This window comes from Enterococcus crotali (assembly GCF_000633635.1).
Classification (GTDB): Bacteria; Bacillota; Bacilli; order Lactobacillales; family Enterococcaceae; genus Enterococcus_L; species Enterococcus_L crotali.
On sequence record NZ_AYPQ01000001.1, the window covers coordinates 550,613 to 569,367 of the forward strand.

At 36.6% G+C, this 18,755-nt stretch carries 12 protein-coding genes and 1 pseudogene; 12 read left to right on the forward strand and 1 reads right to left on the reverse strand.

Annotated features, from left to right (window positions below; genetic code table 11):
- Positions 1-519: 519 nt before the first annotated feature.
- The 11 genes and pseudogenes from V192_RS19085 (at position 520) to V192_RS0102700 (ending at position 15,968) form a co-directional block, all read left to right on the forward strand.
- Positions 520-4,871: pseudogene (locus tag V192_RS19085) on the forward strand (PolC-type DNA polymerase III).
- Between the two features lie 241 nt (positions 4,872-5,112).
- Positions 5,113-5,940 (forward strand): PrsW family glutamic-type intramembrane protease, encoded by an 828-nt coding sequence (locus V192_RS0102655; RefSeq protein WP_051581917.1) that lies wholly within the window; start codon positions 5,113-5,115, stop codon positions 5,938-5,940.
- Between the two features lie 468 nt (positions 5,941-6,408).
- On the forward strand, positions 6,409-6,852 hold the full coding sequence (gene zapA / locus V192_RS0102660; protein ID WP_025868829.1) for a cell division protein ZapA: 444 nt from the start codon (positions 6,409-6,411) through the stop codon (positions 6,850-6,852).
- A 17-nt stretch (positions 6,853-6,869) separates the two neighbouring features.
- Positions 6,870-7,418 carry a CvpA family protein gene (locus V192_RS0102665; protein WP_025868830.1) on the forward strand — a complete coding sequence of 183 codons (549 nt, stop codon included), beginning with the start codon at positions 6,870-6,872 and terminating at the stop codon, positions 7,416-7,418.
- 106 nt (positions 7,419-7,524) lie between these two features.
- On the forward strand, positions 7,525-9,891 hold the full coding sequence (locus V192_RS0102670; protein ID WP_025868831.1) for an endonuclease MutS2: 2,367 nt from the start codon (positions 7,525-7,527) through the stop codon (positions 9,889-9,891).
- A gap of 208 nt (positions 9,892-10,099) precedes the next feature.
- Positions 10,100-10,414 carry a thioredoxin gene (gene trxA, locus V192_RS0102675; protein WP_025868832.1) on the forward strand — a complete coding sequence of 105 codons (315 nt, stop codon included), beginning with the start codon at positions 10,100-10,102 and terminating at the stop codon, positions 10,412-10,414.
- Positions 10,415-10,574: 160 nt separating this feature from the next.
- The gene (uvrC, locus tag V192_RS0102680; RefSeq protein ID WP_025868833.1) at positions 10,575-12,377 is read left to right on the forward strand and encodes an excinuclease ABC subunit UvrC; all 1,803 of its coding nucleotides are present in this window, start codon (positions 10,575-10,577) and stop codon (positions 12,375-12,377) included.
- A 322-nt stretch (positions 12,378-12,699) separates the two neighbouring features.
- Entirely contained in the window at positions 12,700-13,014 is a 315-nt protein-coding gene (locus V192_RS0102685) for a PadR family transcriptional regulator (RefSeq protein ID WP_025868834.1), read from the forward strand.
- On the forward strand, positions 13,011-13,700 hold the full coding sequence (locus V192_RS0102690) for a DUF2812 domain-containing protein (RefSeq protein WP_051581918.1): 690 nt from the start codon (positions 13,011-13,013) through the stop codon (positions 13,698-13,700). Before V192_RS0102685 ends, V192_RS0102690 begins: the two co-directional genes overlap by 4 nt.
- Positions 13,701-13,816: 116 nt before the next feature.
- Entirely contained in the window at positions 13,817-14,716 is a 900-nt protein-coding gene (locus V192_RS0102695) for an ABC transporter ATP-binding protein (RefSeq protein ID WP_025868836.1), read from the forward strand.
- A complete protein-coding gene (locus V192_RS0102700; RefSeq protein WP_025868837.1) occupies positions 14,709-15,968 on the forward strand; it encodes an ABC transporter permease in 1,260 nt (419 codons plus the stop codon). The genes V192_RS0102695 and V192_RS0102700 overlap by 8 nt, the downstream gene beginning before the upstream one ends.
- 112 nt (positions 15,969-16,080) lie before the next feature.
- Here V192_RS0102700 and V192_RS0102705 read toward each other — a convergent pair whose 3' ends face one another.
- Positions 16,081-17,070, reverse strand: coding sequence for a LacI family DNA-binding transcriptional regulator (locus tag V192_RS0102705; RefSeq protein ID WP_025868838.1), 990 nt, complete (start codon positions 17,068-17,070; stop codon positions 16,081-16,083).
- Positions 17,071-17,233: 163 nt separating this feature from the next.
- Here V192_RS0102705 and V192_RS0102710 point away from each other — a divergent pair, with 163 nt between their 5' ends.
- Entirely contained in the window at positions 17,234-18,628 is a 1,395-nt protein-coding gene (locus V192_RS0102710) for a 6-phospho-beta-glucosidase (protein WP_025868839.1), read from the forward strand.
- Positions 18,629-18,755: the final 127 nt, after the last annotated feature.

The window sequence follows — 18,755 nt, forward strand, 5'->3', positions numbered from 1 at the left end:
AGCTGGAAAATACATTTGAATCAGAGTGCGGAAGTTTGGTTTACATTGTATTTCAGTAGGAAAAATAGTATACTTAACTGTGGCGAGGCACTTGGCAGAAATGTCTAAGGGCCTCTTTCTCATCAAGTTATCCAGCTAAGAGCTGGTGGGTTTAAATAGAGTAAGTTTTTAGGCAAATATTTTGAAAAAGAGTAAAAATAGGGGAGAACATCGTTATCCTATTTTTACAGTCAAGGCAGAACGAGCCTGTTCCGCTTTTATCTATCTAGCTGCATGAGCTAGTTCTTCGGAAAAAAGATAAAAATTAAAAATGGCAAGAAACGCCACAGTTAATTTTTCCTATTTTTCAATCAGAACTAAACAAGCTCATTCCGCTTTTATCTATCTAGCTATACAGGCTAGCCTTTTGGAAAAAAGATAAAATATAAATGAGACAAAAAGCGTCTCAGTGATATTTTCCTATTTTTCAGTCAAGGCAGAACGAGCCTGTTCCGCTTTTAAAATAAGGAGGTTCATTTAGTGGCAGACAAGGCACAAGAGTTATTTGCAAAGTTGGTTGATCAAATTCAATTAAATGAACAAGAGCGGCAGCATCCGCTCATTCAACAAGGAAGAATTGACAAAGTTGTCGTTCATCAACAAAGCCGCTTATGGGAATTCCATTTAGGATTCACTGAAATATTACCGGTAATGCTGTATCAATCGTTTATGCAGCAACTGGAACTTGCTTTTCAGCAAATTGCAGGAGTATCTGTGAAAATTTCAGCTGATAAAAATGATTTTACAGAGGAACAATTGACGGATTATTGGCAACTAGCATTATTGAACAGTCAATGTGATACGCCTTTAGTTCAGCGTGTAATCAAAACACAAACCCCGGTCATCGAAGATAAAAAAATTATTTTACCCGTTGATAATGACGCTGTTATTCCTTATTTAAAACAACAATATTTACCGATCATTGAAGAGCTTTATAGCAACTATGGGTTTCAAAAATTTCATATCGAACCTAAAATGGATGAGCAGCAAGCAAAACGCGTGTTAGCATTATTTGAAGAACGCAAGCAAGAACAAGATGCTGCATTCCAACAACAAGCAGCTGAATCGCTTATTAAGCATGAACAAAAGAAGAAACAACAACAGCAGCAAGGTCCAGCACTTGAAGGACCGATTCGTCTTGGTCGAAATATACCAAACGATGAACCGATCATCCGATGGGCAATATCTTAGAAGAAGAGCGTCGGGTAACGATCGAAGGTTTTGTTTTTGATGTAGAAGTGCGGGAATTACGTTCTAAACGGAAAATCTTGATCTTAAAAATTACCGACTATACATCATCATTCATCGTTAAGAAATTCTCGAATGGTGAAAAAGATGAACAAATTTTTGATGCGATTCAAAAACATAGCTGGGTTCGGGTTCGCGGAAGTATTCAAGAAGATACTTTTATGCGAGATCTAGTGATGAACTGTCAAGATTTGATGGAAGTCAAACATGCGCCGCGTAAAGACTATGCACCAGAAGGCGATAAACGTGTGGAACTTCATTTACACAGCAATATGAGTACAATGGATGCAACAAACAATGTTGCTGATTACGTCGCTCAAGCAGGTAAATGGGGACACAAAGCCATTGCAATCACCGATCATGGTGGAGCACAAGGCTTTCCAGATGCTCACAGTGCAGGGAAAAAAGCTGGCGTTAAAATTTTGTATGGTGTTGAAGCTAATGTTGTAGATGATGGTGTGCCAATCGCTTATAATGAAGCGCACATTGAATTAAGTGATGCAACCTATGTCGTGTTTGACGTGGAAACAACTGGGTTATCTGCTGTCTATGATACGATTATTGAGCTTGCAGCAGTTAAAATGCATAAAGGAAATATCATCGATACATTTGAACAATTTATCGATCCAGGACACCCATTATCTCAAACCACAATCAATTTAACTGGGATCACAGATGAAATGGTACGTGGTTCAAAATCAGAAGAAGAAGTTCTGCGTTTGTTTAGAGAATTTTCAAAAGATACGATTCTAGTGGCTCACAATGCCTCATTTGATATGGGTTTCTTAAACACCAGTTATGGCAAATATGATATCCCAGAAGCTGAAAATCCAGTTATCGATACCTTGGAATTATCTCGTTATTTAAATCCGACATTTAAAAGTCATCGCTTGAATACATTATCTAAAAAATTCGGTGTCAATCTAGAACAACATCACCGGGCGATTTACGATTCCGAATCAACTGGTCATTTATGTTGGATCTTTTTGAAAGATGCTAAAGAAAACCATAATATGAATTATCATGACGAATTGAATATGCACATTGGAGAAGGGGATTCTTATAAACGGGCCAGACCATTTCATGCAACGATTTTGGCAACAACTCAAGCTGGCTTGAAAAATCTCTTTAAATTGATTTCGATGTCCAATATCAATTATTTTTTCAGAATTCCACGAATTCCTCGCTCTCAGCTGAGTAAATTACGGGAAGGCTTGATCATCGGTTCAGCATGTTCCAATGGTGAAATCTTTGAAGCAATGATGCAAAAAGGGGTAGAAGAAGCCAAAAACCGAGCTAAATTCTATGATTATATCGAAGTCATGCCAAAAGCTGTCTATGCGCCATTGTTAGAACAAGAATTAGTGAAAAGTGAAGCTGATTTAGAAGAAATCATTACAAACTTGGTGAAAATTGGAGATGAATTAGAGAAGCCAGTTGTTGCAACTGGAAATGTTCATTATTTAAATGAAGAAGATAGTATTTATCGAAAAATTTTAGTAGGTTCAATGGGAGGGGCTAATCCATTGAATCGTCATAGCTTACCTGCTGTTCATTTTAGAACAACAGATGAAATGCTGACAGCATTCCAATTTTTAGGCGAAGAGACTGCCCATCGAATCGTTGTAGAAAATCCTAATGCAATTGCGGATATGTGTGATGAGATCACCCCGGTTAAAGATGATTTATATACACCAAAAATTCCAGGTTCAGAAGATGAGATCAGAAACTTAAGTTATACTCGTGCAAAAGAGCTTTATGGCGATCCATTACCTGATATTGTTGAAAAACGATTAAAAAAAGAATTAGATAGTATTATTGGAAATGGGTTTTCGGTTATCTATTTGATTTCACAAAAATTAGTGCATAAAAGTATGGAAGATGGCTATCTAGTTGGTTCCCGTGGATCTGTGGGTTCTAGTTTTGTAGCAACGATGACAGGGATTACAGAGGTCAATCCTTTGGCACCTCATTATCATTGTACCAACTGTAAGCATTCTGAATTTTTTGAAGACGGATCATATGGTTCTGGTTTTGATATGCCGGAGAAAAATTGTCCAAATTGCGGGCAACGATTGTTTAAAGATGGTCATGATATTCCGTTTGAAACCTTTTTAGGGTTCCATGGGGATAAAGTACCCGATATCGATTTGAACTTCTCAGGAGATTATCAAGCTGAAGCGCACAACTATACAAAGGTATTGTTTGGTGAGGAATATGTGTATCGTGCTGGAACGATCGGTACAGTTGCAGACAAGACCGCTTACGGATTTGTGAAAGGCTATGAGCGAGACCATAATCTTCATTTTAGAGGAGCTGAAGTGGATCGTTTGGCCAAAGGATCCACCGGTGTGAAACGAACGACTGGACAGCATCCAGGGGGGATCATCGTTATCCCTGATTATATGGATGTTTATGATTTTACACCAATTCAATATCCTGCCGACGATCAAAATTCTGAATGGAAAACGACTCACTTTGATTTCCATTCAATTCATGATAATATTTTGAAACTCGATATTCTAGGACATGATGATCCGACTGTTATTCGAATGTTGCAAGACTTATCAGGAATCGATCCTAAAACAATTCCGACAGATGATCCGGAAATGATGCGGATTTTTGCTGGACCAGAAGTCCTTGGCGTGACACCTGAGCAAATTTATTCTAAAACAGGTACTCTGGGAATCCCAGAGTTTGGTACTCGTTTTGTACGGGGCATGTTGGAAGAGACACATCCGTCAACTTTTGCTGAGTTACTACAGATATCTGGATTATCTCATGGTACCGATGTTTGGTTAGGAAATGCGGAAGAATTGATTCGACGTGGTGAAGCAACGCTAGCGGAAGTTATTGGTTGTCGGGATGATATCATGGTTTATTTGATTCATGCAGGATTAGATAGTGGTATGGCCTTTAAAATCATGGAGACCGTACGTAAAGGGCTCTGGAATAAAATTCCTGATGAATTAAGAGAAGAATACTTGACTGCGATGAAAGAAAATAATGTCCCAGATTGGTATATTGATTCTTGTTCGAAAATCAAGTATATGTTCCCGAAAGCCCATGCGGCAGCCTACGTGTTGATGGCATTGCGTGTTGCGTACTTCAAAGTATACTTTCCAATTTTATACTATTGTGCCTATTTCTCTGTTCGGGCAGACGATTTTGATTTAGTCGCGATGTCACAAGGGAAAGAAGCGGTGAAGGCCCGAATGAAAGAGATTCAAGATAAAGGGCTGGAAGCCTCTACAAAAGAAAAAAATCTATTGACCGTTTTAGAACTTGCTAACGAGATGATTGAGCGTGGCTTTAAATTCGGTATGATCGATTTGTATAAATCTGATGCTGAAAATTTTGTGATCGATGGTGATACACTGATTGCACCGTTTAGAGCCGTTCCAAGTTTGGGACTAAACGTAGCGAAATCGATTGTAGAAGCAAGAGAGGAACCATTCTTATCAAAAGAAGATCTTGCGAGTCGAGGGAAAGTATCAAAAACGTTGATCGAGTATATGACTGAAAATGGTGTATTGAAAGATTTGCCGGATGAAAATCAATTATCATTATTTGATATGTTATAAAAATAGACGCTTTTGCTTCCACCGTTTATTCGGATTTTTTGAGGAGGGAATGTGACTCGTAGAGTTATGTCCATCCTCTTGAACTAGGTAAAAAGAGAAACAGTGAGTATGCTAAGGTTTAGCAGAATGTTAGCCTAGACGATACTAATTAAGATAGAATGGATTCAAGGATATGTTTTTGAATCCATTCTTTTTTAATGGAATTTGGGTAACCAATGATTTTTAACTGAGGAGGAATAAGATGGTAAAGAAAATCAGTTTGTTCGTATTTATTTTGCTTGCTTCTATTGGAATTAGTTATGAATTAGACAGTATTGGTTTATCAAATTTGAATAATGCTGCCTATCTAGTATTATTTTTAACGCTATTGCTATTATGTCTGTATATTGTACCAGGAACCCTGTTATTAAAGAAATTTGCTAGTTACTTTAATATTTCGATCAATATAATCGTACTGGCTGTTTTTGGTGGAGCTTTTATTCCTGGGTGGTTGTCTGCTTTTGGTAATGAGATTGGGGCCAGTATGATCAGTAATCTATTCGGAAATTCTTCATCTTTCGCAAGCTGGATGGATTCTTTGACTGCTCCGATTGTTGAGGAAACAACTAAATTTTTATGCGTGTTATTGATTATCTATTTATTAAAAATAAAGAAATTACCCGAAGTTTTCGGAGTAGGTATAAGCGTGGGCCTAGGTTTTCAGATCATGGAAGATATTTCTTATGTAGTAAATGCAGCAAGTGAATCGATCCAAGATGTTGTTCCGCAAGTGATTATTAGAATATCGGGTTCAATCAGCTCTCATTGGTCCTATACTGGAATCCTTTCATTAGGTATTATCTGTCTAGTGACAAAAAATAAAAGTATAAGCAAACGAGATGGATTTCTTTGGTTTTTTTCACCAATCGTATTGCATTTTTTATGGAATTCTCCAATAAACGAGGTTGAATTTCATGGGATTTACATTGTCTCAGCAATTTTGACCACAATAACGATTGTTATTGTAATCCAAATAATCAATCAATTAAAATTATTGAATAATAATATCTTAAGTAAGGATTTATGCTAAATTTTACTTGGATAAAAATTTTTTTCAATTAAATAGAAAAGCCTAGAGTAAACTTCCTCTAGGCGCACAATGATAAGTCCAAATTTACACAATAAACCACAAGTAAACTACAACGTTGTTTTTGCTACAATAGATTTAAAGCAATTGACAGTAGGAGCAATCGCTCGTGCTTATTTTTTTACTTAAATTACAACAGCTTGTAATGGAATGTCTAAAGTAAAATTCATGTATTATATTTGTTTATACTCTAACATCATGTTTTGGTTTGAACATTTTTTCAAAATTTTATGATTTGAGTTCAGAAAAGTATTTCAGGTAAAAATCTAATAAAAGTTGTAATAATAACACTAGACCTTTAATTTTTCTGTTTAGTAGCATATAATAAGAAAGGGTTTATTTGAGAACACACAATGATAACTTTCATGGTACAATAGCATGTAATGGATCACTACAGGAGGGAACACCATCATGGTTAAAGAAAAGACAAGATATAAAGCTGTGATTGCCGATCATACGTATACGATTATCGGACAAGAAAGCAAACAACATATGGATTTAGTGACAAAATTAGTCAATGAACAACTCGCTGAATTAAAACATATTTCACCACAAACAAATGATGAACAAGCATCAGTATTATTAGCAATCAACGCTATTTCTGATCAGCTGAAAAAACAAGAAAAAGTGCTTAATTTAGAACAAGAAGTGGCTGATTTGAAAAAACGGACAATTAGATTAGCAGAACTGGAAAACCGTATCAAGCGCATTGAAGCAATCGAAGAGGAAGCAAGAGATGTGTTGAAAAAGAACGGCCAGGAAGACGTGGAAATTCATAACCACATGGAAGCTCAGCAAATCTTAAATGAAAACCGTAAACAACAGATTCAGAGTAAAAGTACTCAAGACCAATAATCTGAGAGGATGACAGGATGTTAACATTACTCATTTTACTACTATTAGCCATTGGCTTTTATACCGGCGCTAGACGCGGACTAATTTTACAAGTTTTATATACATTTGGTTATTTTTGCACCTATTTTATAGCTAGAACGTATTATAAGAGTTTGGCTTCTCATTTGGAGATGTACATTCCGTATCCTTCACCGACAGCTGATACTAAATTGGTCTTTTTCAATCAAGAGCTTACACTTGATTTAGATCAAGCTTTTTATGGTGCTGCAGCATTTTTACTTATTTTAGTAGTTGGATGGTTAGCGGTCCGGTTTTTGGCGATTTTTGCTCATGGCTTAGTATTTGTACCTGTCTTAAAACAGGCAAATTGGTTAGTTGGCGGATTGATCAGCTTGATAGTGATGTATATAGGAATCTTTCTAGTATTAAGCACACTATCCATGTTGCCAGTTGATGCCGTTCAAAATCAATTTAAAAATAGTGGCTTAGCGACTTATATTATTAAAGATACACCTATTTTTTCAAAACAAATCTATCATTTGTGGATTGAACAGATGATTAAATAAAACGAGAGGAATCAACGATGGAATCAGATGCAACTTCTTCGGAAATAAACTTCTATTCCAGCCTCTTATATTTCTATCAAGTATTACAAGAACAGAAGGTGAAAAAATGAATACACGAATTTTAACAACGCTAGGCTTTGACAAAGTCAAACAGTTGATTTCTCAATATGTGGTTACAGCACAAGGTTTGGAAGAAATCGAACACTTAGTCCCAGTAAATGATGCAACAAGTATCCAAGCATGGCTGGAAGAGACAGAGGACGGTTTGAAGATTCAACGTTTACGTGGTGGAATCCCTATTCCAAAATTAGAGAATATTCGTCCACACATGAAAAGAATTGAAATCGGTGCCGACTTAAATGGTGTTGAATTAGCGCACGTAGGACGTGTACTGTCGACAACATCTGAAATCATTCGCTTTTTTAATGATCTACAAGATAGCGAAATCGAGCTATTAAGATTGTATTCTTGGATCGATCAATTAATTGTGTTACCAGAATTGAGTCGTCGGCTGAAAGAATCGATTGATGAAGATGGACGGGTGACAGACGAAGCCTCACCGGAGTTGAAGATCATCCGCAATAATATTCGTAGAAGTGAACAAACGATTCGTGAACAATTAGATGGCATCGTCAGAGGAAAAAACGCTAAATATTTAAGCGATGCAATCGTGACGATGAGAAACGAACGATATGTTATCCCCGTTAAACAAGAATACAAGAGTGTCTTTGGCGGAGTAGTACATGATCAAAGTTCTTCAGGTCAAACATTATTTGTTGAACCAAAACAAATCGTTGAGTTAAACAATCGGTTACGTCAGCATCAAATTGCTGAGCGCAATGAAATTGAGCGGATCTTGTCTGAACTATCAGCTGAATTGGTTCCTCACCGAAACGATATCATGCATAATGCCTATGTCATAGGTAAATTAGATTTCATCAATGCTAAAGCGCGTTTTGGTAAAGAATTGAAAGCTGTAGTTCCGCAAATCAGTGAAGAGAATCATATTTACTTCAAACAAGCGAGACATCCGTTACTGGATCAAGATAAGGCAGTTCCAAATGACATCACGATCGGAAAAGATTATCAGGCCCTTGTGATCACAGGGCCAAATACTGGTGGTAAGACGATTACACTGAAAACATTAGGCTTACTTCAATTGATGGGGCAATCGGGTTTACCAATTCCAGCTGGCGAAGAAAGCCAAATGGGCATTTTTGACGAAGTTTTTGCTGATATTGGTGATGAACAGTCTATCGAGCAAAGTTTAAGTACCTTCTCTTCTCATATGACGAATATCGTTGATGTGTTGAAAAAAGTGGACAGTCATAGTCTAGTATTATTTGATGAGTTAGGCGCAGGAACTGATCCTCAAGAAGGAGCTGCCCTAGCAATTTCGATCTTAGATGCATTAGGTAGTAAAAGTGCTTATGTAATGGCTACGACCCACTATCCTGAGTTGAAAGTCTACGGGTATAATCGTGCCGGTACTATTAATGCAAGTATGGAATTTGACGTAGACACCTTGAGTCCAACCTATCGCTTATTGATTGGTGTTCCAGGACGCAGTAATGCTTTTGAAATCTCCAAACGTTTAGGATTAGATTCAACAATTATTGATGAAGCCAAACACATCATGGACGGTGAAAGTCAAGACTTGAATGAAATGATTGCTGATTTGGAAAATCGACGTAAAATGGCTGAAACAGAATATTTAGAAGTTCGTCATTATGTAGAGGAAGCAGAACGACTTCATAAAGAATTGAAAGACGCTTATGGATACTTTTTTGATGAACGAGAAAAAGAAATGGCAAAAGCAAGACAAAAAGCAAATGAACTTGTTTCCCAAGCGGAAGAACAAGCTAGTGGCATTATCTCTGACATTCGTAAAATGCAACTGACAGGTGGAAATCAAGGTGGTATAAAAGAGCATCAGTTGATCGATGCTAAGACAAAACTTTCCAACCTTCATCAAGAAGAAGCACATTTGGAAAAAAATAAAGTCTTGAAAAAAGCCAAAGAACAAAAGCAACTAAAATCAGGTGATGAAGTCATCGTCAATACCTTTGGGCAACGCGGAACCTTGATTCGTAAATCCAGTGATCATGAATGGCAAGTTCAGTTGGGGATTTTAAAAATGTCAGTTGATGAAAGTGATATGACACCCGTTGCGCCAGAAAAAGAACCGACACAAAGAGTAACAGCTGTTCGGTCAAGTGAAAGTAGCCATGTTGCCAATCAATTAGATTTACGTGGAAAACGTTACGAAGAGGCTTTGGCAGAAGTTGATCAATATTTAGATGCTGCAATCTTAGCTGGTTATCCTCAGGTGACGATCGTCCATGGTAAGGGGACTGGGGCTTTACGCACAGGTATTACCGATTATTTAAAGAATCATCGTAGTGTGAGCAGTTATGAATTTGCTCCAGGAAATCAGGGTGGTAACGGAGCAACGATCGTAAAATTCAAATAGGATGCTTACCTTTAGTAAGCAGAAAACTAGTCGAATGAACAACTGAGTGCTATAATCAGTTTATGAATCATTATCCAGCTTTACAGGCTAACCTTTTTAGGCAAAAGATGAACATGGAGTGAGACAAAAGATGCCTCAATCAATTACCATTATTTTTCTGTCAAGGCTAGTGGGCCTGTTTAGCTTTAATAAGTAGGAGGGCTATAAAATGACACAAGTAATTACTGATAAAGATTTTTCAACTGAAACAGATAACGGTCTTGTATTGATCGATTTTTGGGCAACATGGTGTGGTCCTTGTCGTATGCAATCACCAATTTTAGAACAATTAAGTGAAGAATATGATGAAAGTGAAGTAAAAATTGCGAAGATGGATGTAGATGAAAATCCAGAAACGCCAGCTTCATTTGGAATCATGAGTATTCCAACATTACTATTGAAAAAAGACGGAGAAGTCGTAGAAAAAGCAGTAGGTGTTCATTCAAAAGAACAATTACGTGCAATGATCGATAAATATCTGTAGTATTAAACGCAAAAGGGTGCTTTTGCTCCCGTCGTTTATTTGAATGTCAAGTGACTGGGTTGTAACTCGTAGAGTTATGTCCCAGTCACTTGCTTTTTTATGTCTATACCCAAAGAAAATGGTATAATATAGTTTATCAATGGAGTAGAAAGGAAGTATTATGAACGAAAGAATCAAAAATAAATTAGCATTGCTTCCTGATCAACCAGGTTGTTACCTGATGAAGGATAAAAACGGTACAATCATTTACGTTGGGAAAGCAAAAGTGTTAAAAAACCGTGTACGCTCTTATTTTACCGGCAGCCATGATACCAAAACAGAACGGCTAGTCAGCGAGATAGAAGATTTTGAATATATAGTAACAGAATCCAACATTGAAGCACTACTTTTGGAAATCAATTTGATACATAAAAATGATCCCAAGTATAATATCATGTTGAAAGACGATAAAAGTTATCCGTTTATCAAAATCACAAATGAAGAGTATCCACGATTATTGATCACAAGAAAAGTTTCAAAAGACAAAGCGCTCTATTTTGGACCGTATCCAGATGTTGGAGCAGCCAATGAAACAAAACGATTGCTAGATCGCCTGTTTCCTTTAAGAAAATGTCGAGTGCTACCTAAAGAAGTTTGCCTATATTATCATATGGGGCAATGTTTAGCGCCTTGCGTTTTTGATATTCCCAAAATAACCTATACAAAAATGGTTGCAGAAATTAAAAGCTTTTTAAATGGCGGACATCCGGTAATTCAAGAAGAAATACAAAGAAAAATGAACGAAGCCGCAGAAAATATGGAATTTGAAAAAGCGGCAGAATATCGTGACCAAATCAAGGCAATCGAAACAGTGATGACAAGACAAAAAATGACAAATGCAGACTTAGTTGATCGGGACGTTTTTGGTTATGCAGTTGATAAAGGGTGGATGTGTGTCCAAGTATTTTTTATAAGACAAGGCAAATTGATCGAACGAGATGTTTCGATTTTTCCCTTTTATAATGAAGAAGAAGAAGATTTTCTAACGTTTATCGGACAGTTTTATCAAGAAAATGAACATTTTATTCCTAAAGAAGTCTTGGTTCCAGATAATATCGATGTTGCTAGTGTCGAAGCAATGCTTTCAACTAAAGTATTACAACCACAGCGCGGAGAAAAGAAGAAACTAGTCAAATTAGCAGGGAAAAATGCAACTGTGGCACTACAAGAAAAATTTGATCTGATCGTACGCAAACAAGAGCGAACCATTGGAGCGGTAGAGAAGTTGGGCAATGCGATGAACATCCCAACACCCATAAGAATCGAAGCCTTTGATAACTCTAATATTATGGGAACGGATCCCGTTTCTGCGATGGTTGTTTTTATCGATGGGCGCCCAGATAAGAAGGAATACCGTAAGTACAAAATCAAGACAGTTAAAGGCCCAGATGATTACGCCTCAATGCGTGAAGTGATCTATCGCCGCTATTCCCGAGTATTGAAGGAGAATCTGCCATTTCCTGATTTGATTGTGATCGATGGTGGTAAAGGGCAAATAGATGCAGCTAAAGAAGTTTTGGACAATCAATTAGGCTTAGATATCCCAATAGCAGGACTTGCTAAAAATGATAAGCATAAAACGAGCGAACTTCTTTTTGGTCCTGATTTGGCTGTTGTTCCTTTAGAAAGAAACTCGCAAGAATTCTTTTTGTTACAGCGGATTCAAGATGAGGTCCATCGCTTTGCAATTACTTTCCATCGACAATTACGAAGCAAAAATAGTTTTGCCTCACGTTTAGATGACATAGAAGGATTAGGCCCTAAACGAAAAAAAGAATTACTAAAGAAATTCAAATCTTTAAAAAACATTACGGCTGCTTCGGTGGACGAATTGAATGCTTCAGGTTTACCGAAAAATGTCGCTAAAAATGTGTATGATCATTTACACCAAGAAGAATCTGACTCAGGAGAAAGTTCTTTATAATTAAATAAATCTAAAAAAAAGGTTAGGTCAGAAGTATTTAACCCCGAGAAGTAAGAAGAGATTCACGAAAATTGCCCTTCAAATTTTTGTGAATCTCAGCTTATTTCCGAAAGGGTTGCTTCTGATCTTACCGTTTATCCGGATATAGAGCCCGAAACAAAGCTGATTTTGTCCCGGGCTTTTTTTATTATGTATTGTCTGTTCTACTTATTTTGTCAAGAAAAAAGGCTTGAATTAGAAAAAAAGTTTGACACGGCTATTAACTCACGATACTATATCATTAGATGATATATCACCAACTGATATAAAGGGGCAAGATATCTTGGAAGATACACTGACGGATTCCACTTATTTGATTTTACTAGCCTTACTAAAACCGCAACATGGCTACGCTATCATGAAAGAAGTGAATAGTTTAACAAACGGGCAGGTAGATATCGGTCCTGCAAGTATGTATACGATCTTAAAAAAGCTACAGAAAAATGAATTGATTACATTAGAGGAAAGCAATGAACGAAAGAAGACCTATTTAATTACAGAGAAGGGTCTTGAAAACTTAAAACAAGATATCAAGCGCCGTAAACTTCTTTATCAAGCTGGAAATCGTCTGTTAGCTGAAAAAGGGAGAAATGAATGAAGATGTTTAAGGGGAAAAAATATATTTATTCTAGAGGGATCGCATTTTATCCGGAGAAAGAAATGCAACTTTTAAAAAAACAAGCAGAAAAAGGTTGGCACTTTAAAAAAATGAATCAAGCAGGTTTTCTTGTCTTTGAAAAAGGCAGATCGGAAGAAAAAGAGTTCTCGGTAGATTTTTTTGATGGTTCATCGGAAGAATTATCTGAATATTTAGTAATTTATGAGCAGGCTGGTTGGGAGTATATAACGAATTATAAAGACAAATATTTTTATTTTAAAGCTGATTGTGACACACCAACGATTTATTCCGATTCTGAAAGCTACTGGATTCGTATGAAGAAGGAATGGCTATGGCTATTGGTTCGAACACTGATCTACTTACCCGTTGGAATTGGCTTACTTGTCTTGCTTTGGTTAACCAAAGCAAGTGAAAATAGTTTAATGTCGAACATAGCTGTTCGTGGAGGGTTGTTTTTTTCAGGAACCCTATTTACAGTGTTACCAATCGGCGTGGTAATTAGTATTATTTTTTCATTAGTTATCTATAGTGATCGTACAAAATACTATAATCAGCCGGAGCGCTTTGCAAAAAGACAAAAAATTTTTAGAGATGCTATAGTTTTAGCGATGATCGGTTTTGTCGTAGGTGCATTACTCAGTATGTTCTTAAAGAATTCTATATAAAAACTATTGAGGTTGGATAAAATTTATGTAGGGTCAAAGACATCTTTGACCAATAAAATGGATAATTTACTTTTTTTATTAAGAGTTGATTTAAATTGAATACAGGAGGATGAAAAATGTTAGAAGTAAAGAATTTGGTAAAAACATTTGGTGACTATACGGCAGTAAATAATATGTCTTTTGAAATACCAGATGGAAAAATCCTGGGACTGATTGGGCAAAATGGTGCGGGTAAGACGACGACTTTTCGTTTGATCTTGGATTTTTTAACTCAAGATAGTGGTGTCGTACTTTGGAATGGGCACCAATTAAGCGGGAAGGATTACAATGATATTGGTTATTTACCTGAAGAACGTGGTTTATATCCAAAAGTCTCGATCCAAGAGCAATTGATCTACTTTGCTGAATTAAGAGGGAAAACTAAAAAGGAAATCGAACCTAAAATCGATGAATGGATGGAAAAGTTCAAAGTTAAAGGCAAAAAAACAGATAAAGTAAAATCATTGTCTAAAGGAAATCAGCAAAAGGTTCAACTTATTGCTACACTGATTCATGAACCAAAACTGGTCATTTTAGATGAACCGTTTAGTGGATTGGATCCAGTTAATGCAGAGCTTTTAAAAGATGGTATTATCGCATTGAAAGAAAAAGGTTCATGCGTTATTTTCTCTAGTCATAATATGGATAATGTAGAAAAAATCTGTGACCATCTGGTAATGTTAAGAAGTGGTGAAATGGTGCTCAATGGGAAAGTTCATGAAATTCGTGAAAGTTTTGGACGCACAAAAGTATTCTTGGAATCTCCTTTGACCCCAGAAGATGTTCTAGCAATTGACGGCGTAAAAACAGCAATAAAACGCGCTGATGGTGTCGTTGAAGTAACATTGAATGATCCAAAAGCAGGTCAAGAAATTTTTGCCCGTGCAACTCAATTTGGGTACATTCCAATGTTTAACCAACAACCACCGACCTTAGAAGAAATATTCAAAATGAAAGCAGGTGAACCAAATGAGTAAATTTTGGATCATAGCAAGTGATGTTTATAAAAAAAATGTTAAAACGATTTCCTTTGCTATTATGATACTGGTACCTTTTGTTGTTATGGGAATTATTTATGTTGCAGGTTCACTGGCAGATGGATTTTCTGAGGATACAAAAGTTGGGCTTGTTTCAGACAATCAAGAGTTAGCGCAACAGTTAGCTAAGTCAAAAACAGATGAGTATACATTTAAAGTTGTTCCCTCGCAAAAAGATGCTGAAAAACAGTTAAAGGATAAAGATATCGAAGCATTTCTAGTATTGGATACTGCAAAGCAACAAATTCAAGGGAAATTATATACAGAATCTTCTTTAGGTACAACGACGGAATTGATGATGAGCCAAATGCTCAATGGACTTCAGTCAACATTGAATGCAAGTAAATTGAATTTAACACCGGAGCAATTGGAGAGCTTGAGTCAATCGGCAAACTTTGAAAAGACTAAAGTTAGTTTCGATGATAAAGGGAAAATGACGACTGGCCAAGATAACACGGCCATTCAATCAGCTTTATCATTTATCATTACGATTATTCTATGGATAATCATCATGACCTATGCTTCGATTATCGCACAAGAAATCGCCTCTGAAAAAGGCACTCGAATCATGGAGGTCATTTTATCAAGTACTAAAGCTCAAACGCATTTTTATGGAAAATTGACAGGTGTTATCCTAGTCGCGCTTACGCAGATCGTGATTTATGCTGGAGCATTCGGGATCGGCTACACGCAACTAAAAGATTTGGATATGGTGAAAGGTTTACTAGAAGGACTTTCTTCAACGAATCTGCTCGGCAGTTTTGTAATATACACGTTGATATTCTTTGGATTAGGTGTCTTTGTCTATTCTGTATTAGCTGCATTATGCGGTTCTTTGGTGTCAAAACCAGAAGATACAGCGAAGGCAGTTCAGCCCATCATATACATTGCAATGATTGGTTATTTCATCGGGATTTCATTAGGAATGGGCGATCCACAAAATATTGTAATCAAAGTTACTTCCTATATCCCATTGATCTCATCTTTTATTATGCCAATTCGTTTAGCAAATGAAACGGTAACAAATACCGGAGCGATGATTTCTGTCTTGATTCTTTTCGTTTTCGGCGTACTATTGACTCTATTTTCAGCGAAACTCTATAAATCAAATGTGTTGGTCTACAGTGAAGGCGGCGTATTGAAATCTCTAAAACAGTCCATTTCGATTTTAAGAAATGAACGTAAAAAATAAGTAGAAAACAAAAAAGCAGGAAGCAAAACGAATCATTCGTTTTGCTTCCTGCTTTGAATTTGAGTTAATGGTTAGGGAAAAGGGATTTATATTTCAAGACTAACGTCTTTGTCTATGTTTCTTGTTTTTTTAATGGTACAGTTTTCCTTTCAATCAGTTGAACACGCATTTCTTGTTCTGGGATCGTTGCTTTGTTCAGCTGATTGTGAATATAAATGAATGAATTTTCAGCTTGGCGTTTAATTGAATAGTCAACTGTTGTAATATGCATCAAGCGACTAATTTCACTATTATCAAAGCCAATAACAGCAACATCTTCAGGTGGCGAGTAACCTAATGTTTGTAACTCAGAAATAAATCCTGCTGCAACTGAATCTGTATAAAAAGCCATAGCATCTGTTTTATTAGTCATCTCATGCCATATTTGAGCGATATTTTGTCCGTTATCGATTCTAGATTTATCGTGAAAAATCCATTCATCTTTGATAGGAATATTGTTTTTCTTGTGGAAATCCTCAATCGCTTTTAGCCGTGCTTTGGTATTCAGATTTTCAAAATTTCCTAGAACATGACCAATTGACCGATAGCCGCGCTGATACAGATAATCCAGTGATCTTAAGTAACCAGAATAATGATCGACATATGAAGAATAAATCCGTTCAGAATCAATTCGATGCCAAGTGGCAATGGGGCCATAAATACTGTATGGCTCGATAACTTCCCACTTATTTGCTCGAGTTAAAATAAATACACCGTCAAGCTGTTTGTACTTCATTTGATTTAATGCTTCAATTTCTTTTTTCTTATCCCCATCAGTAAAATATAATGTTACATAGTAATTATATTTCTTGGCAATTGAGATGAAACTTTGCAGGAAAATACCTAGAGGATCCATATAACCCTGAGCTAGAAATCCGATTGTTTTGGTTTCTCCGCTTTGCAGATTTCGTGCAATTAAGTTAGGAGAGTAGGATAACGCTTCCATAGCTTCTAACACTTTTTCACGGCTCTCTTGACTAACGTAGCCATTTCCTGAAATCACTCTGGAAACAGTAGACTTCGATACTTGTGCTTTTTTTGCGACATCGATAATTGTGGTCATCATCACACCTCGTTCATTGAATAATTACAGATAGATCTTACTTTTTAAGTATAACATAAATTAATTTAAAAAAGGCCTTGACATGGGAACATTCCCACACATTATGATGTAAATGTAAACGATGTCAGAACGTATTCTGAACAAAAAATCAGGAGGGAAACACATGACAAGAGATGCCTTAAAAATCGCAACAATCGGTGGAGGTTCAAGTTATACACCGGAATTAATCGAAGGATATATTAAAAGAAAAGATGAATTACCAATCAAAGAAATTTGGTTAGTCGATATTGAAGCAGGAAAAGAAAAATTAGAAACCGTTGGTGCTATGGCGAAACGCATGGTCAAAGCAGCAGGCTTAGATTGGGAAGTTCATTTAACCTTAGATCGTCGTGCAGCCTTAAAAGACGCTGACTTTGTTTCAACACAATTTCGTGTAGGGTTACTAGATGCACGTATCAAAGATGAGCGTATTCCATTATCACATGGCGTTTTAGGACAAGAAACAAATGGAGCAGGTGGTATGTTTAAAGCGTTCCGTACGATACCTGTTATTCTCGGCATTATTGAAGATATGAAAGAACTATGTCCAGATGCATGGCTAGTTAACTTCACTAATCCAGCCGGTATGGTTACGGAAGCAGCAATTAAACATGGCGGTTGGAAAAAGACTGCTGGATTGTGTAATGTACCGATTGGTCATAGAAAACAAGCCGCGGAAAAATTAGGTATTCCTGAAGAAGATTTGTTCTTTAAATTTGCTGGTATCAATCACTTCCACTGGCACCGCGTCTGGGACAAACAAGGAAATGAGCGGACACAAGAATTGATCGACTTGATTTATGGACCGCAAGAAGATTCTGAAAGTCACTTGAAAAACATCCATAACGCACCATTCCACTATGAACAAATCAAAGACTTAGGGATGTTGCCTTGTGGTTATCACCGTTATTATTATATTGAAGACGAAATGTTGAAACATTCAATTGAAGAATTTGAAAAAGGTGAAACAAGAGCACAAGTCGTAAAAGAAACAGAAGCTCGTTTGTTTGAACTTTACAAAGATCCAAACTTAGATTACAAACCAAAAGAATTAGAACAACGTGGTGGAACACACTATAGTGATGCGGCATGTGAATTGATTGCATCGATCCACAACGATAAACGCACAGATATGGTTGTTTCAACTGAAAATAACGGGACAATCACTGATTTACCATATGATTGTGTTGTAGAAGTTTCAGGTCCTGTAACTGCTCATGGGCACGAACCTTATAACTGGGGAGCGTTCCCACCAGCAGCACGTGGAATTATCCAAGTGATGAAAGGGATGGAAGAAACGGTGATTCGTGCTGCGATTGATGGAGATTATGGTGCAGCATTGCATGCATTTACAATCAACCCATTAGTTCCAGGTGGAGCAATGGCGAAAACGTTATTAGATGAGCTATTGATTGCTCATAAAGATCATTTACCAAACTTCTCTGAAGCAATCACTAAAATTGAAAAAGAACAACCAGATACAGTTGCTTATGTAACTGAATTAATGAAAAGCAATTAAAATGTAAAAACAACTATAAATGAAAGTAGTTGTTACTTAAAGAGCAAGACTTTTTCGGAGTAGAGAAATCTACTCCGTTTTTGTCGTTTCCAAACGAAAAATTAAGCGGATTTCTATCTTGATTTTT

What these genes read in the sequence shown, in the direction of transcription:
- V192_RS0102655 (WP_051581917.1), top strand. Translation starts at nt 5,113, where the DNA reads ATGGTAAAGAAAATCAGTTTGTTCGTATTTATTTTGCTTGCTTCTATT.
- zapA (WP_025868829.1), top strand. Translation starts at nt 6,409, where the DNA reads ATGGTTAAAGAAAAGACAAGATATAAAGCTGTGATTGCCGATCATACG.
- V192_RS0102665 (WP_025868830.1), top strand. Translation starts at nt 6,870, where the DNA reads ATGTTAACATTACTCATTTTACTACTATTAGCCATTGGCTTTTATACC.
- V192_RS0102670 (WP_025868831.1), top strand. Translation starts at nt 7,525, where the DNA reads ATGAATACACGAATTTTAACAACGCTAGGCTTTGACAAAGTCAAACAG.
- trxA (WP_025868832.1), top strand. Translation starts at nt 10,100, where the DNA reads ATGACACAAGTAATTACTGATAAAGATTTTTCAACTGAAACAGATAAC.
- uvrC (WP_025868833.1), top strand. Translation starts at nt 10,575, where the DNA reads ATGAACGAAAGAATCAAAAATAAATTAGCATTGCTTCCTGATCAACCA.
- V192_RS0102690 (WP_051581918.1), top strand. Translation starts at nt 13,011, where the DNA reads ATGAAGATGTTTAAGGGGAAAAAATATATTTATTCTAGAGGGATCGCA.
- V192_RS0102695 (WP_025868836.1), top strand. Translation starts at nt 13,817, where the DNA reads ATGTTAGAAGTAAAGAATTTGGTAAAAACATTTGGTGACTATACGGCA.
- V192_RS0102700 (WP_025868837.1), top strand. Translation starts at nt 14,709, where the DNA reads ATGAGTAAATTTTGGATCATAGCAAGTGATGTTTATAAAAAAAATGTT.
- V192_RS0102705 (WP_025868838.1), bottom strand. Translation starts at nt 17,070, where the DNA reads ATGACCACAATTATCGATGTCGCAAAAAAAGCACAAGTATCGAAGTCT.
- V192_RS0102710 (WP_025868839.1), top strand. Translation starts at nt 17,234, where the DNA reads ATGACAAGAGATGCCTTAAAAATCGCAACAATCGGTGGAGGTTCAAGT.